At 62.3% G+C, this 15,544-nt stretch carries 17 protein-coding genes; 8 read left to right on the top strand and 9 right to left on the bottom strand.

Annotated elements, in window-relative coordinates:
• Positions 1–76: 76 nt before the first annotated feature.
• From fabI to JYP46_RS03190, 3 genes are all read right to left on the bottom strand, one after another.
• Positions 77–895: an enoyl-ACP reductase FabI gene (gene fabI, locus JYP46_RS03200; RefSeq protein WP_113154515.1), complete on the bottom strand. Its 819-nt coding sequence runs from the start codon at positions 893–895 to the stop codon at positions 77–79.
• 155 nt (positions 896–1,050) lie between these two features.
• Positions 1,051–2,010, bottom strand: coding sequence for a DnaJ C-terminal domain-containing protein (locus JYP46_RS03195; RefSeq protein WP_206547249.1), 960 nt, complete (start codon positions 2,008–2,010; stop codon positions 1,051–1,053).
• 119 nt (positions 2,011–2,129) lie between these two features.
• The gene (locus tag JYP46_RS03190; protein ID WP_206547248.1) at positions 2,130–2,570 is read right to left on the bottom strand and encodes an RT0821/Lpp0805 family surface protein; all 441 of its coding nucleotides are present in this window, start codon (positions 2,568–2,570) and stop codon (positions 2,130–2,132) included.
• 80 nt (positions 2,571–2,650) lie between these two features.
• Between JYP46_RS03190 and pdxH the strand changes: the two genes are divergently transcribed.
• Positions 2,651–3,268 (top strand): pyridoxamine 5'-phosphate oxidase, encoded by a 618-nt coding sequence (pdxH, locus tag JYP46_RS03185; RefSeq protein ID WP_206545842.1) that lies wholly within the window; start codon positions 2,651–2,653, stop codon positions 3,266–3,268.
• Positions 3,269–3,271: 3 nt separating this feature from the next.
• Here pdxH and JYP46_RS03180 read toward each other — a convergent pair whose 3' ends face one another.
• Both JYP46_RS03180 and JYP46_RS03175 read right to left on the bottom strand, forming a co-directional pair.
• Positions 3,272–4,024 (bottom strand): crotonase/enoyl-CoA hydratase family protein, encoded by a 753-nt coding sequence (locus JYP46_RS03180; RefSeq protein ID WP_113154511.1) that lies wholly within the window; start codon positions 4,022–4,024, stop codon positions 3,272–3,274.
• A gap of 23 nt (positions 4,025–4,047) precedes the next feature.
• Entirely contained in the window at positions 4,048–5,817 is a 1,770-nt protein-coding gene (locus JYP46_RS03175; RefSeq protein ID WP_206547247.1) for an acyl-CoA dehydrogenase family protein, read from the bottom strand.
• Positions 5,818–6,084: 267 nt separating this feature from the next.
• Here JYP46_RS03175 and JYP46_RS03170 point away from each other — a divergent pair, with 267 nt between their 5' ends.
• Entirely contained in the window at positions 6,085–6,321 is a 237-nt protein-coding gene (locus JYP46_RS03170; RefSeq protein ID WP_206547246.1) for a hypothetical protein, read from the top strand.
• A gap of 21 nt (positions 6,322–6,342) precedes the next feature.
• On the opposite strand, the gene JYP46_RS03165 is transcribed toward JYP46_RS03170, so the two are convergent.
• Positions 6,343–6,876: a chloramphenicol phosphotransferase CPT family protein gene (locus JYP46_RS03165; RefSeq protein ID WP_206547245.1), complete on the bottom strand. Its 534-nt coding sequence runs from the start codon at positions 6,874–6,876 to the stop codon at positions 6,343–6,345.
• Positions 6,877–6,903: 27 nt separating this feature from the next.
• Positions 6,904–7,365 (bottom strand): Lrp/AsnC family transcriptional regulator, encoded by a 462-nt coding sequence (locus JYP46_RS03160; RefSeq protein ID WP_206547244.1) that lies wholly within the window; start codon positions 7,363–7,365, stop codon positions 6,904–6,906.
• A 97-nt stretch (positions 7,366–7,462) separates the two neighbouring features.
• Between JYP46_RS03160 and JYP46_RS03155 the strand changes: the two genes are divergently transcribed.
• From JYP46_RS03155 to JYP46_RS03140, 4 genes are all read left to right on the top strand, one after another.
• Positions 7,463–8,473 (top strand): pyridoxal-phosphate dependent enzyme, encoded by a 1,011-nt coding sequence (locus JYP46_RS03155; RefSeq protein WP_206547243.1) that lies wholly within the window; start codon positions 7,463–7,465, stop codon positions 8,471–8,473.
• Between the two features lie 93 nt (positions 8,474–8,566).
• Positions 8,567–9,331, top strand: a complete 765-nt coding sequence (locus tag JYP46_RS03150) for a transporter substrate-binding domain-containing protein (RefSeq protein ID WP_244974838.1) — start codon at positions 8,567–8,569, stop codon at positions 9,329–9,331.
• Between the two features lie 49 nt (positions 9,332–9,380).
• On the top strand, positions 9,381–10,673 hold the full coding sequence (locus JYP46_RS03145; RefSeq protein WP_206547242.1) for an NAD(P)/FAD-dependent oxidoreductase: 1,293 nt from the start codon (positions 9,381–9,383) through the stop codon (positions 10,671–10,673).
• Positions 10,674–10,683: 10 nt separating this feature from the next.
• Complete coding sequence (locus JYP46_RS03140) at positions 10,684–11,655, top strand: amino acid ABC transporter permease (RefSeq protein ID WP_244974837.1); 972 nt, start codon at positions 10,684–10,686, stop codon at positions 11,653–11,655.
• A 10-nt stretch (positions 11,656–11,665) separates the two neighbouring features.
• On the opposite strand, the gene purD is transcribed toward JYP46_RS03140, so the two are convergent.
• A complete protein-coding gene (gene purD / locus JYP46_RS03135) occupies positions 11,666–12,940 on the bottom strand; it encodes a phosphoribosylamine--glycine ligase (protein WP_206547240.1) in 1,275 nt (424 codons plus the stop codon).
• Between the two features lie 158 nt (positions 12,941–13,098).
• Here purD and ubiA point away from each other — a divergent pair, with 158 nt between their 5' ends.
• Entirely contained in the window at positions 13,099–14,082 is a 984-nt protein-coding gene (gene ubiA / locus JYP46_RS03130; RefSeq protein ID WP_206545838.1) for a 4-hydroxybenzoate octaprenyltransferase, read from the top strand.
• Positions 14,083–14,117: 35 nt separating this feature from the next.
• Here ubiA and JYP46_RS03125 read toward each other — a convergent pair whose 3' ends face one another.
• A complete protein-coding gene (locus JYP46_RS03125; RefSeq protein WP_113154507.1) occupies positions 14,118–14,681 on the bottom strand; it encodes a DUF6101 family protein in 564 nt (187 codons plus the stop codon).
• 501 nt (positions 14,682–15,182) lie between these two features.
• On the opposite strand from JYP46_RS03125, the gene JYP46_RS03120 reads away from it, so the two are divergent.
• Positions 15,183–15,503: a DMT family transporter gene (locus JYP46_RS03120; protein WP_206547239.1), complete on the top strand. Its 321-nt coding sequence runs from the start codon at positions 15,183–15,185 to the stop codon at positions 15,501–15,503.
• Positions 15,504–15,544: the final 41 nt, after the last annotated feature.

Genomic DNA, 15,544 nt, shown 5'->3' with positions numbered 1-15,544 from the left:
ACCGGCTTTCGGGTATTCCGATGCTCCATCACTGGTTAGGATCGTCCTTTGCGCGTTCGAATGAACGCAGGCCGATCTACTCCGTCACGACAGAAATATCGGGAGCGTCCACGGCCTTCATGCCGACCACGTGATAGCCGGAATCGACATGCAGCACTTCGCCCGTCACGCCGCGCGAGAGATGCGACAGCATGTAGAGAGCGGAATCGCCCACCTCATCGGTGGTGACAACGCGCTTGAGCGGCGAGTTGTACTCGTTCCAGCGCAGAATGTAGCGGAAATCGCCGATGCCCGAAGCCGCCAGCGTCTTGATCGGGCCAGCCGAAATGGCGTTGACACGAATGTTGCTGCCGCCCAGATCGACCGCCATATAACGCACGCTCGCCTCAAGCGCGGCCTTGGCGACGCCCATGACATTGTAGTGCGGCATCACCTTCTCGGCGCCGTAATAGGTGAGCGTCAGGATGGAGCCACCATCGGTCATCAGCGGCTCGGCGCGCTTGGCAAGCGCGGTGAGCGAATAGACCGAGATGTCCATGCTGCGCAGGAAGTTGTCGCGGCTCGTATCGACATAACGGCCGGTCAGCTCGTCCTTGTCGGAGAAAGCGACGGCATGGACCAGGAAGTCCAGCTTGCCCCACTCCTTCTCAAGCTTCTCGAACACCGCATCGACGCTGTCCATGTCGGTCACGTCGCAGTGACCGGCGACGATCGCGCCCAGCTCTTCAGCCAGCGGCTCGACGCGCTTCTTCAGGGCGTCGCCCTGATAGGTCAAAGCAAGCTCTGCGCCGGCATTGGCGCACGCCTTGGCGATACCCCAGGCGATCGAGCGGTTGTTGGCGACACCCAGAATGAGCCCGCGCTTTCCGGCCATCAGGCCATTGCCACTTGTCATGGAATGGTTCTCCGAATTCAATTGCCGAAGCGTCATGCTTTCACCAGAAGGCGCGGCGCTTCATCACTCCAACTACCTGCATAGCACGACCGGGCGATTCCCGACCGCGCAATATAAATAAGCCGGCAGCCCTATCGCACAGCCCGGCGAAGGCATCAAGCCGATTGGCGGAACAATGCCTCAAGCGCCGGATCTCCGCCTTCCGGCAGCATGATCTGGATATGAGCGTAAAGGTCGCCGTTTCCATCGGTCTTCAGCGGCAGGCCGCGCCCTTTCAGACGCATGGTGCGGTCAGAACTTGTCCAGGCCGGAATGGTCAGCGCAAGCCGTCCCGTCGGCGTTTCAACGGGCACTTTCGCGCCCAGAACCGCATCACGCAGGCTCACCGGCAGATCCACATGCAGGTCCCGGCCCTCAACGCGGTAGCGCGGGTGCTTGCGGAAGCGCAGCTTGACCAGCGCATCGCCGCGCTCGCCAAATGGCGTCTCCTCGCCCTGCCCCTTGAGGCGGATGGTCTGGCCGTCTTCCACGTGGCGCGGGAGCTTGACCGCGATGCGCCGCCCGCCCGGGAAGATGGCCGTGACCTTGGAAGCCTTTGCAACGTCCTCGATATCGACATCCAGCGTCGCGTTCAGATCGCCCATGCCGCTCGGGCGCTTGTGTCCAGCGCCAGCGCGCCGTCCCTGACCGGCAGGACCGCCCTGCTGCGAAAAAGCGTCACCGAAGATCTGGCTGAAAATGTCCGCGCCGCTGAAACCGGCCCCATCGGGACCGCCGCTTCTGAATTCGAAATGCTGCGCACCCGGGCCGCCCGGCCCGCCCCGGCCCGACCGCCGGAAACCGCCAAACGGATCACCGCCCGCGCCCCCGCCTTCAAAACCGGTGAAACGCGGTTTGCCTTCGGCATCGATCTCACCGCGGTCGAAAGCGCCGCGCTGTTTCTCGTCGCCCAGAATTTCATAGGCCTGCCCGATTTCTGCGAAGCGCTCCTTGGCCTTCGGATCGTCCGGCTTCTGGTCCGGATGATACTTCTTCGCCAGCTTACGGTAAGCCGATTTTATCTCCTTGGACGAGGCGTTCTTGGCCACGCCCAACACGTCATATGGATTGCGCATGTGCAGCTCTATTCCTGATCGTTCCGCATTATACGGCAAAACGTTCGTGAATTCGGGGTGTTGTTCACTATATGCGTCTGGCTAGGAAGAAATTCCAGACCCCGCGCCCGAAACAGCCGCTAAACCGCTTCGAACGCCTGTATCTGCCATCCGAACTCGGGCGTTGGACAGACCGTACCGCGATAAAGTCCGACGCCATCGAAACTTTCACGCGAGGTCACGAAGCGGCGGCAGGTGCCGGTCTCGTCATCGAAAATGGCGGTGACAACGCCGCGCACATCATTTTCCGGATCGTCCCAGGAAAGAGGCGGCGCGCCGTCGAGACTGTCGCCCATGCCGCCGACCATGGCGTGCAGCATGGCGTGCGTCCCTGTCGGCAGCGGTGCAGGCTTCACGGACTGAGACATGAAGTTTTCCGGCATCGGCACCGGCGCAATGGAACCCGTCACAACCGAACGGTCCACATCCGGCGCTCCAGGATCAAGCGCCGAGACACTGCACCCGGCCAGAAGAATCACCGCTGCAGGCGCGACACAGCGCTGCAGAACACGCAGAGCCAAGGCCTTGCCCCGAACTGGCGCTTGCTTTGCCCCCGACAATCGGCATTCTCCCCGTAGATAACGCGAACCAGGCAGCCAGTATGATTGACGAGACGTTAAAATCCGGTGACTTCACCGAACGCAGCGAGCCTTTTCGGCTCTTTGCCGAATGGCTCGAGGACGCCACGAAATCCGAACCCAACGACCCCAATGCGCTGGCGCTGGCGACCGTCGATCCCGATGGAATGCCGAATGTGCGCATGGTGCTTCTGAAAGGGTTCGATGAGCGCGGCTTCGTCTTCTACACGAATTTCGAGAGCGCCAAGGGCGGTGAAATCCTGAGCGCGGAAAAGGCGGCCATGTGCTTTCACTGGAAGAGCCTGCGCCGTCAGGTGCGCATTCGCGGACCGGTGGAGCAGGTGAGCGACGCGGAGGCGGACGAGTATTACGCGTCGCGGCCGCGCGGAAGCCGCATCGGCGCATGGGCATCAAAACAGTCGCGCCCGCTGGAAAGCCGCTTTGCGCTGGAAAAGGCGGTTGCCGAATACACGGCCAAATTTGCCGTGGGCGCAATCCCGCGCCCGGCGCACTGGTCGGGCTTCCGCATCGTGCCGAGCCAGATCGAATTCTGGCACGACCGTCCGTTCCGCCTGCATGACCGCGTGGTGTTCACCCGCGACGATCAGGGCGCGTGGCAGACGAAACGGCTCTACCCGTAAGCCTCAGGACGCCTTGCGGCTCATGAAGGCCATGAAGGCGGCGCGCGCCTCATCCGATTTGAGGCGCGCACGAAAATGCTCCGCCTCCTCGCGAATGCGCGCGATCACGTCGTCGCGCGGACCGCGCAGCAGATCGCGGGCAATCTTCAGCGCCTCCGGCGGTTTTGCCACAAGTGCCTCGGCAGCCGCAAACACCGCCTCTTCGAGCGCCTCTGCCCCCACAACCCTGTGAATGAGCCCCGCAGCACAGGCATCGGCTGCCGGCAACCCCTCGCCCAGAGCCAGAAGGGCAAACGCCCGCTGCTGCCCCATGATCGCCGGGGCGAGCAGACTGGAGCCCGCTTCAGGCACCAGACCGAGATCGACAAAGGGCGTGGAGAACACGGTCGCGGGCGTCGCGAAGGTCAGGTCACAATGCATGTGGATCGTCGTGCCAATGCCCACCGCAACGCCATCGACGCCGGAGACCAGAGGCTTTGCCGCCCCTGCCAGCGCCAGAAGGAAATCATAGACCTCCTGACCGCCCTCGCCGCCCGTGGCGACGGCCAGAAAATCGGCCAGATCATTGCCGGCGGAAAACGCGCCCTTCTGGCCCAGAATGACGTGGCAGCGCACGTCCGCATCCTCATCGCCGCGCTTCAGCGCTTCGGCCATCGCCGCATACATGGCGCGGGTGATGGCGTTCTTCTTTTCAGGCCGGTTCAGGCGGATCACCTGCACCGCACCGCGCCGCTCGATCAGAACATGTTCGCTCATGGTTTCTCCTCCTCCCGGAACGTTCAGGCCGAAAGCAGCGCGTCAGCCGCCGCATCCAGACTGTCAGCGCCGCCGATTACCTGCTGCCTGAGCGTTGCCGTCTCCACGAGCAGGTTTTCCGCCATGAAACGCACCAGAACGGCGTGGTCGGGCCGGTCGCCGGCGGCAAGCGCCCGCGTGTTCAGCGCAACGCCGATAACCAGCGAGAAAAGCCGCAGATAAGGCGTTGCGCCGCAAAGCGCCTCGTTCACCCGCCCCTCGGAGAGCGCCTTGGTGAGATACGCCGTTGTCTCCTCCAGATCATCCAGCGCCTGGCCCAGCCTTTCCGCCGTTGCGCCAAGCCCCGATGCGTCCGAGAGTGCGGCATGGTCGGCCCGCAGCTCGTTTAAGAATGCCGCCATCGCCTCGCCACCCTGAAGCGGCAGCTTGCGCATGACGAGATCGATGGCCTGAATGCCGTTGGTGCCCTCATAGATCGGCGCGATGCGGGCGTCGCGATAAAGCGCGGCAGCACCCGTCTCTTCAACATAGCCCATGCCGCCATGCACCTGCACGCCAAGCGAGGCGACATCCACGCCCACATCGGTGGAGAATGCCTTGGCCATGGGCGTCAGGATATCCGCGCGCGCCTGCCAGGCCTTTGCCTCATCGCCCTCACCGAGCCGCGCCCGGTCGATCGCGTAGGCGCAGGAATAGGTGATGGCGCGCGCCATCTGGGTCTGCGCCTTCATGGTCAAAAGCATGCGCTTGATATCGGGATGCGCCACGATCGGGCTCATGCCTTCGCCCTTAGAACCTGCGGCGCGGCCCTGCCGACGGTCCTGCGCATAGGCCAGCGCTTTCTGCGTGGCGGTTTCGGCAATGCCCACACCCTGCATGCCGACTGCCAGCCGGGCGTTGTTCATCATGGTGAACATGCAGGCCAGACCGCGATTTTCCTCACCGATCAGCCAGCCGACAGCGCCCGGCGTGTCGCCGAACTTGCCGTCGCCATAGATCATGGTGCAGGTGGGCGAAGCATGGATGCCGAGCTTGTGCTCCATGGAGGCGCAGAAGGCATCGTTGCGCGCGCCGAGCGATCCGTCATCATTGACGAAGAATTTCGGCACCAGAAACAGCGAAATGCCCTTGGTGCCCGCCGGCGCATCCGGCAGCCGCGCCAGAACCAGATGCACGATGTTGTCGGTGAAATCGTGCTCGCCATAGGTGATGAAAATCTTCTGGCCAAAAATCCGATAAGTGCCGTCGCCCACCGGCTCGGCCCGAGCCTTGAGCGCGTTGAGGTCGGAACCGGCCTGCGGCTCCGTCAGGTTCATCGTGCCCATCCATGCGCCGGAAACGAGCTTTTCCAGATATTTTTGCTGCAGCTCGGGCGTCGCATGCTTGTCGAGCGCCTCGATTGCGCCGACCGTCAGCGTCGGACCGATGGCGAAGGCCATGGAGCCGGAATTCCACATCTCGAAGGCGGCGACCGAGAGAAGCGTCGGCAGCGCCTGCCCGCCGAATTCCTCGGGCGCGGCAAGCCCGTTCCAGCCACCCTCGCACCAGCGGCGATAGAGATCGGCCCAGCCCGGCGGCGTGGTGACGGCCCCGTCCTTCAACACCGCGCCCTGTTCGTCGCCCACCCGCGCCAGCGGCGCGATTTCTTCGGCTGCAAAGCGGCCTGCCTCCGCCACGATGGCGTCGACCAGATCTTCCGACAGATCGCCAAACCGGCCGCTGTCGAGGTCAGCGGCAAAGCCGGTGACGTGTTTCAGGGTGAAGGCGATTTCATCGACAGGGGCTCGGTACATGCTGCAATCCTCCTGATGTCCGGCGAGACCCTAGCCGTTCAGCAAAGCGCTCGCCATCATACATTGGCGCAAGATTGATATTTTCTCTTTACGTAAACGTCAAACTCAGAAAGCTTGCAGTGTCTGATACCAGGGTCGGATCACGATGCGGCCATCCAGCGGCGCGAAGGACGCTCCAAAGGTTTGACGGCACATCGAAGTTGTCGAAAACCGGTTTCCACTTTTCGGTTCGGTGCGGTAGAAACCGGCCAACGGAAGGAACGCCCCATGCTTGCAAGACCGGAAAAACATCGCTGCATCGAATGCGGAAAGGCACTCGGCATGCCGGGCTTCACCTATCATCAGGGCGACATCGATAACGGCCCGGCCTACTGGACCGACCGCGGCATTCTCTGCACCATCGAATGCTCGCTCGCCCACCACAAGAAGCGCGCGGCCGAAGGCACCCTGCCCGACAAGCCCGCGCCCGATCCCTTCGAGACGGAATATCAGTTCGAGGACTAGGCGGCTGGGGCGACGCAGCACCTATTGCGCGAAATCCGAATTGCGCGCCCGGCCTCTCCAGCCCCTGAGGATCAGATCGGAATTGCGCTCTGCGCCGTCGAGGGACTGTAGTTCGAGATCATAGTTCTTTCCGAGATGCACCTTCTCGAAATCACGCTGCGCACTGCCCACGGGCCTGTCTCCACGCGCCGCCTCCCGCTCGTTGAGAACAGTCAGCGGGCAATGAAGCCCGACGAAATAGACATCGAATGGCGCAAGCAGCGCCTGAAGCTCGGGCAGCCATGCGTCGTCATCCAGAATATGTTCAAGGATCAGATTGTTCCCCGCCCTCGCATAGGCTGCCAGAGACGCGTGAAACCCCTTGAAGAAGGCGGGCCTGGCGGCCTGCCAGTCGAAATCGCCGCGCCGGAACCGCTGTAGCGGCAGAACTCCGGCATCGCGCAGATGGTCTATCGAGACATGCCAGAAAGGCAGCTCGATGCGCGCCTGAAGCGCCCGCGCAAGCGTCGACTTGCCGCTGCTCGAAGCGCCGTGGAGAAAGATGATCTGGGTCATGGAGAGCCTGGTGCCGTTGATACGCTTCTAACCACCACCGGTCTCAATCTCGCGTATCGCAACAATGGTCTTGAACGATTTAACATTTTCGTCCGCATGGAACACGTCATCCACGAAGTCGGCATAGTGATCCATGCCCGGCAGACGCAGAAGAAGAACGAAGTCCACCTCACCCGTCACGTACCAGATCTTCTTCACCTCGGGCCGCAGCCTGATCTTGCGGATGAAGGCATCAAGATCGAAAGAGCGCTCACGCTCCAGAGAGACGAGCACGTGGATGGAGACAACCTCGCCCGCAACCGCCGGATCGACCACCGCGACGTCGGCGACAATCACCCCTTCGCTGCGCATCCGCCGCAAGCGCCTCAAAACGGCGCTTTCCGAGAGGCCGACGGCCTCCGCAAGCTCCCGCGCCGGCCGCAGATTGTTTTTCTGGACGAGGGCCAGAAGCTTCCTGTCGAACTGATCGAGCGTGACGATTTCAGTCACATTATCCTCTCCAAAAGCCTGATTTCGCCAACCTACAGCGAATTTCGGCGTTTTGCATAGGCTGCAGCCGATAGACTGATGTCATCTGGAGGATTTCATGAACATTGTGCCGGATCATCATCTCATCATGGCTCGCCTGAAGAAGCTCGACAGCGCTTATCAGGCCTCTCCCTTATCCTCTTCTCCGCAACTGGCGGAACATCTCGGCGTCGCCGAAATACACCTGAAAGACGAAAGCAAGCGCCCGCTTGGCAGTTTCAAATCGCTCGGCGGCACGTTTGCCGGCCTCGAAGCGGTGGCCACGCAGGGCGAAAAAGCCCGCATCCTGGTCTGCGCCAGCGATGGCAATCACGGCCTGGCGGTTGCCTCTGCCGCTCGTTACGCGGGCCTCCCCGCCAGAGTGTTTCTGCATGCCGATGTCTCGAAGGAACGGGTCAGGCGGATCGAAGACACGGGTGCGGATGTCATCATCGTAGCGGGGACATTCGATGACGCGGTGAACGAGGCCGCGCGTGCCGCCGAAGCTGACGGCGCCATTCTCATTGCCGACACAAGCGACAATGTGAACGACGTGATGACCGGGCATGTGATGGCTGGCTATGGCGTCATTGCCGGCGAGGCGCGTGAGCAATACGCAGCGCAGAATCTTCATAAACCCACGCATCTTTTCATTCAGGCAGGCGTTGGCGGGCTGGCTGCCGCCATGGCGCGCGGCCTGCACGCCTTCATGGACGCGCCCGGCATCGTCGTGGTGGTGGAGCCGGCGGAAGCGGCATGTGTGCATGTCGCGATGAAGAAGGGGCACCCTGAAACCATTCAGGGCGAGTTGCGCACCTGCGCCTCCATGCTCTCCTGCGGGCGGGCAAGCGCGCCGGCTCTGAAAGTGCTGCAGGGCTGCGACGCCAGAACGATCACCGTTTCCGAAGCGGAGCTGATGGCCGCGCCGGCCCTGCTCGCAAAGACAACCGGGCTTGCGACCACGCCTTCGGGAGGCGCGGGACTGGCTGGCCTGACCCACGCGCTTGGGGATCCGGGCATCCGGACCGGTCTCGGGCTGGACGCGGAAAGCCGGGTTCTTCTCGTAATCAGCGAGGGCCCGCAAAAATAGGCAAAACTGGGAGGAGAAAAGATGAGGAAACTGCAGAAACTGGGAACCGGCGTATGGACAGCCGTCGCACTGTTCGGCCTGACGGGCGCCGCCATGTCCGGCGAAACGCTCGACCGGGTCATGGAAAAAAAGAACATGGTCGTGGCCACCAATGCGAGTTGGCCTCCACAGAGTTTTCTGGACGATTCCGGCCAGCTGGCAGGTTTCGACATCGACGTATCCGGTGAAATCGCCAAACGTCTCGGTGTCGAGATTTCCTATGAGACGCCTGACTGGGCGATCATGACCGGCGGACACTGGAAAGGCCGCTACGATATCGGCGTTGCATCGGTAACCCCGACCAAGGCGCGCTCCAATGTCATCGACTTCGTCAGCATCTATTACTACAGCCCTTATGTTTACGTGGTGCACGCCGACTCCGACATCAAGACCGTGGAGCAGCTGAACGGCGGCAAGATCGGTGTGGAAACGGCAACCACCTCGGAAGACTTCATCAACCGCCGCCTCGAGATCGACGCGCCTGGCATGCCCCCCATCGAATACAAGGTGGAACCGGGCGAAGTGCGCACCTATGCAAGCTCCATGCTGCCCTTCGACGATCTGCGGCTTGGCGCAGGCGTGCGTCTTGATGCGGTGATCGCACCGGTGCAGACGGCCGAGAATGCCGTCAAGAATGGCTACAAGGTGCGCATTATCGAGAACGAATATGCCTTCCGTGAACCGCTTGTCGTGATCGCCGACAAGGGTGACGATGAGTGGGTTGCGAAGGTTTCCGGCGTTCTCGAGGAAATGAAATCGGACGGCACGCTGAGCGCACTCACCGAGAAATGGTACGGAAAAGACTACAGCGATAAATAATCACTATCGCGAGCCCCGCGGCCTGCCGCGGGGCATTTGATGGGTTGCCATGAATTATATCGAAACATTCTATTCCCGCACGCTGGCCGACGCAGCCGAAAGACCGCCTCTCGAAGGGGTGCAGGAAGCCGATTGCTGCATCATCGGCGGGGGGCTCGCGGGCCTCAGCACCGCCTTTCACCTGACTGAAGCCGGCAAAAGCATCATTCTTCTGGAAGAAAACCGCATTGGCTGGGGCGCGTCCGGACGCAATGGCGGTTTTGTCAGCCCCGGCTATGCGCATGGCCGTGCGGCCATTGCCGGCATGGTCGGCCAGGCGCATGGCGACGCCCTGCATCGCCTCTCGATAGAAGGCATGCGTCTGGTGCGTCAGCACATTGATGCGCTCGGCCTTGATGAAGCCGCTCCCCGGAACGGCATCATGAGCGTGGTTCGCTACGACACCGGCGAGAGCCTGCGGTGCGATGCCGAAACCATGCGCGAGCGCTTCGACTATCCCCTCACCTTCATGGACACTGAAGAGGTGCGGGCGGAACTGCGCAGCGAGCGCTATTTTCAGGCGCTGCGCGACGATCAGGCATTTCATTTTCACCCGCTCAACTATCTGCGTGGCCTTGCCGGCACGGTGGAAAAGGCGGGCGGACAGATTTTCGAGCAGTCGCCTGCTGTCGCCCTGCACCGCAAGGGCGCCATATCGCTGATCGACACGCAGAACGGTCAGGTCAAGGCGCGCGATCTCGTCATCGCCACTGGCGGTTACACCGGGTCACTGTCAGACAGGCTTCAGCGGGCCTACCTGCCGATCGCCACCTATGTGCTCCTGAGCGAGGACAATCCCGAGCTCATCGCCAGCGCCATCCGCACAAGGCACGCAGTCGGCGACAACCGGCGCGCAGGCGACTATTACCGGCTGGTCGACGATGGGCGGCGTATTCTCTGGGGCGGCCGCATCACCACACGGGCGGCAAGCACCGAAGCGCTGGCACGGGAGCTGCGCGCCGAGATGGTCAGCACCTTCCCGCAGCTTGCAGATCTTCGGGTCGAACTCGCCTGGTCGGGCATGATGTCCTATGCCCGCCACCGCATGCCCCAGATTGGCAGTCTCGGCCCCAATATCTGGCACTGCACCGCATTTGGCGGGCACGGCATGAACACGACCGCCATCGGGGGGAAGGTGGTCGCGGAAGCCATATTGGGCGACGAGACGCGCCTGCGCCTGTTCGCGCCGTTCGGCCTGACCTGGGCCGGGGGCGCGGTCGGGCTCGCCGTCGCGCAGACAACCTTCTGGAAGCTGCAAATGCAGGACAAATGGCAGGAATGGCGATCTCAAAAGGGGGGATGAGGAAATGGAGCTGATCGGTCGGCTTGCGCTGGATTATCCGCGCGCCATGTACTGGAGCGGGCAGGCGCTGGTCATGGTCGCCATGACCACGGCGCTTTTTATCCTGGGAGCCGGCGATGGCGTCATGAGCGCGTTCAGTGGCGCCGGAGAAGCCGATGCTTCGGGTTCCCTGTTAGGCCGCATCTCCGGAGCGCTCATTCTCGCTCTCATCATCGCGACCTTCTGGCGGGCGGCCTCGCTTCTGCCAAGACGCCAGCAGATAATCGTGAGCTGGGTCACGCTCTTTGCCCTGCTTCTCGCCTTCTTCTATTCCTTCGACCTGAGCTTCGAATTCATCGCCAAGAAGATTGGCTTTCTGGTCACTCAGGGCGTTGTGACAACGCTCTACATTTCAGTGCTTGCCATCGTGATCGCCACCACGATCGCCCTGTTCGGCGCCATCGCCAAGCTCTCCAAGAACGGCCTCATCTACGGCTTCGCCTCCTTCTACACCTCCCTGTTTCGCGGTCTGCCCCTGCTCATGCAGATCTACATCATCTACCTCGGCCTGCCGCAGCTTGGCTTCGTCATCGACGCGGTCCCGGCAGGGATCATGGCGCTGTCGCTCTGCTACGGCGCCTATATGACGGAAATCTTCCGCGCCGGCATCCAGAGCATTTCCAAGGGACAGTGGGAAGGCGCGACCGCGCTGGGGCTCGGCCCCAATCAGACGATGTTTCTGGTGATCCTGCCCCAGGCGATGCGCGTCATTATCCCACCGACGGGCAACCAGTTCATCTCGATGCTGAAGGATTCATCGCTGGTTTCGGTCGTCGGCGTCTGGGAGATCATGTATCTGGCCCGCACGCTCGGCCAGACCGAGTTCCGGCACATCGAAATGCTGATCACCGCATCCTTCATCTACTGGATGCTGTCCATATGCCTGGAGTTCCTCCAGTCACGGATCGAGGAGCATTTCGGCCGTTCGCAGAAGAGAGGCTGAGGCGCGCGCCTCAGCCTTCGCGCTCCACGGCGCGCCAGCCGATGTCGCGGCGGCAAAAACCTTCCGGCCAGTCGATCAGGTCCACTGCGCGATAGGCGTTCTGCTGCGCTTCCGTGACTGAAGCGCCAAGCGCCGTGACATTGAGAACGCGGCCGCCATTGGCCACCAGAACACCGTCCTTCAGCGCCGTGCCGGCGTGGAAGATTTCGACATTCTCGTCCGCAGCCGCTGCTTCCAGCCCACGGATCGCCGTGCCTTTTTCCGGACTTGCCGGATACCCATTGGCCGCCAGCACCACGGTAAGCGCTGCCTCGTCGCGCCAGCGGGCAGAGACATGCGCGAGCTGGCCGTCCACCGCCGCGTTGATCAGCGCCAGAAGGTCTTCCTTGAGGCGCATCATCAGCACCTGGCATTCCGGATCGCCGAAACGCACATTGTATTCGATGAGCTTGGGGCCGTCCTTGGTCAGCATCAGGCCCGCATAGAGAACCCCGGTGAAGGGCGCGCCCATCTCCGCCATGCCCTTGAGCGTCGGCTCGATGATTTCGGCCATGGTGCGCGCCAGAATGGCTTCGTCCAGCACCGGAGCCGGCGAATAGGCGCCCATGCCGCCGGTGTTCGGGCCGGTGTCGCCATCGCCCACGCGCTTGTGGTCCTGCGCCGTGCCGAAGGGCAGCGCCGCAGCGCCATCGCACAGGCAGAAGAAGCTCGCCTCTTCGCCTTCCAGAAATTCCTCCACCACGACCGAAGCGCCCGCCTCGCCGAAGCTGCCGTCGAAACACTCGTCGATTGCTGCAATCGCCTCGTCTTCCGTCATCGCGACGGTCACGCCCTTGCCGGCGGCAAGCCCGTCGGCCTTGATGACGATGGGCGCGCCCTGCTCGCGCACATAGGCGCGCGCGGCCAGCGCATTCTCGAAGCGGCCATAGGCGGCGGTGGGAATGCCGTAGCGGTCGCACAGTTCCTTGGTGAAGCTCTTGGAGCCTTCAAGCCGGGCAGCGGCGGCGCTCGGGCCAAACACGCGAATGTCCGCAGCGTTCAACGCATCGGCAAGCCCCGCCACCAGCGGCGCTTCCGGGCCGACCACCACGAGGTCGACGCCCTTTTCACGGCAGAACGCAACGACGGCGTCATGGTCCGACACGTCAAGCGCAACGCATTCGGCATCCCGTGTCATGCCGGGATTGCCGGGTGCTGCGTAGAGCTTTGTCAAAACCGGGGAGGCCGCAAGTTTCCAGGCGAGCGCGTGCTCACGGCCGCCGGATCCGATCAAGAGAACATTCATGCCACGCATCCCCACTTGTTCAATTGTCGCTTCGGGCTATGGCTCTTTGCAGCGAAAATCAAGGCGCAGATGCCAACTTCCCACGACAGAAACGCTTGACGCGCGCATCAGGCCTTGCCACTCCCTCCTGAAGGAGACAACAAGAAGGAAAATGCGTCATGGAAAAGATCCAGTCCCGTCAGGGTCAGGGCCGCGTCTCGGATGCCCCCTCCGGACACTGGGTCTATCGTGTCATGCCGCAGGCCATGTGGCCCTATGCGCAGCTTGCCCGCTGGGATCGCCCCATTGGCTGGCAGCTGCTTCTGTGGCCCTGCTGGTGGTCCGCCGCGCTGGCCGCAGCCGCCTATGCACGGCCCGGCGCGCCTCTGGAAGACGTGCTGCCTTCGCTCTGGCACCTGGGGCTTTTCCTCATCGGCGCGATCGCCATGCGTGGCGCGGGCTGCACCTATAACGACATCGTTGACCAGCGCATTGATGATGCGGTCGAGCGCACCCGTTCGCGCCCCCTGCCTTCCGGTCAGGTCTCGCGCAAACAGGCCTGGGCCTTCCTCATCGCGCAGGCGCTTGTCGGTCTTCTGGTGCTTGTCCAGTTCAACATCTTCGCCATCGCACTGGGCTTTGCCTCGCTTGCGGTCGTGGCGATCTATCCCTTCGCAAAGAGATTCACGGACTGGCCGCAACTCTTTCTGGGACTTGCCTTTTCCTGGGGTGCGCTGATGGGCTGGGCAGCCGATTTCGAAAGCCTCACGCTTGCGCCCGTGCTGCTCTATTTCGGCTCCATCCTCTGGGTGATCGGCTATGACACAATCTATGCGCATCAGGACAAGGAAGACGACGCCATTGTTGGCGTGCGTTCAACCGCGCGCCTGTTTGGCGACAGGACCCGTCAATGGCTGATCGCGCTTTATGGCGGCGCGCTTCTGTTCTTCGCCGTCGCCTTTGCGCTCGCTGAAGTGCCGATGCCAGCACTCGCCGGTCTGATCGCCGCCGGCGCGCATATGGCGCGTCAGATCCGGGTCATCGACATCGACAATCCGGACCAGTGCCTGGCGCTTTTCCGTTCCAACAATGTGGTTGGCTGGCTGATTTTCCTGGGCCTTATCGGCGGCAGCCTGTGGGCCGTCATCAGCCCACAGTTCTAAGGCAACTTTCCAAGACTGTTTTCTAAGGCTGCGGTTCAGTCGCGGGCGATGATCTCGTCGCCCCCGACAACCACGCGCACACCGAGGCTTCCGCATTTGCGGCGGGCGAGAAAGCGCGGGCGGCGCGCACGCACCGGGCGGCCCTGACGGCGCTCCTGCGGCGGCGCGGCCTTCACTTCGCCAATGCTCTCTTCAAGCGCATGGGCAAGACCATCATCCTCGATCATGAGCATGGGCAGGCCAAGCGCTTCGGACCAGGCGCGCCAGTCAGCGGCCACATCGTCCAGATCGTCCGCCACCAGAAGCGGCACGCACAGCATCGGATCGGAATGGTGCAGTTCGAGCGTGACGGTCACGTCACCGAAATCATCTTCCATGGCGCGGGCAGCCACGCCACGAAATGCGCGCGGCGGCAGCGCAAAGGTCACCGGCAGGCCGCTCTGGCTGAGCAGACGCCGCATCCGCACACCACGCTGATTGATGGTGAAGGACACCTCACCGAATGCATCATGCGACGCATAGCTCACCGCCTGCGGCAGATGAAAAGGGTCGAGCCGCATCGCGCGGCCCGCCCAGACTGGCTTAAGCCCACCGTTCATGTCTTTGCCTTCCTGTCACTCCTGAGAGCCGGTTTTCCGGTTCTCTCACCGGGTCGTTTTCGACCTCGTTATGGGATGCACTCTAGCGATGGCCCGTTACCGGCAGGCTTAGAAAGTCAGTTAAATTTTGCTGACCTTACAATTGGTTAGCGATTTCCAACCGGGTGTAACAGTCTGGAAAGTCCCGTCACCGGAACGTAAACGGCATTGCCCAAAGGCCCGAAAGACAAGGGGTGGCGCATTGGGTTTCGGCACCCGCAAGTGCCCGCCAGAGCCCGCCAGAGCCCTCACGCTGCGTCAGAAAGCCTGCGTGCTCACTATTTAATTGCATGCGCAAGCAAATAAATTGACACCATCTGTGCAAATCAATATGTATGCACATGCAACCAGATGGAAACCAACCACCCGGCCCTGCCTGAACTGGAATCACGACTGCGAGAAGCAGCCACTCCACGCATCGCCACCAAGCCCCGAACCGCTCAATTCGAAAGGAATCCCCTCATGCACTGGTTATATCTCGGCATCGCCGTCATCTTTGAAGTCGCCGTCGCCATATCGGCTGGCAGGGCCCAGGGCTTCACCCAGCCATTCTGGACCGCCGCCACGCTCATCAGTGGTGCCATCGCCACCTTCTTCCTGGGCCTCGCCCTGCTCACTTTCGACGTGGGCGTGGGATACGCGATCTGGACCTCGGTCGCCGGCGTCGGCATCGTCGTGATCGGCGCACTCTTCTTCAACCAGCGGCTCGACTGGAAGAAGGGTTTTGGCATTCTCCTCGTCATTGGCGGCGTTGTCGGCCTGCGCCTCACCGGCGCGGCATAGTGCAACGGAGAGCCCTCCCCTCACCCGGCGGATTGGCGCGC

The sequence above is a fragment of the Nitratireductor aquimarinus genome, from assembly GCF_017255295.1.
Taxonomy (GTDB): domain Bacteria; phylum Pseudomonadota; class Alphaproteobacteria; order Rhizobiales; family Rhizobiaceae; genus Nitratireductor; species Nitratireductor aquimarinus.
Note: the sequence above shows the minus strand (reverse complement) of the source record. Positions and strands in the feature narration are given on the sequence as shown.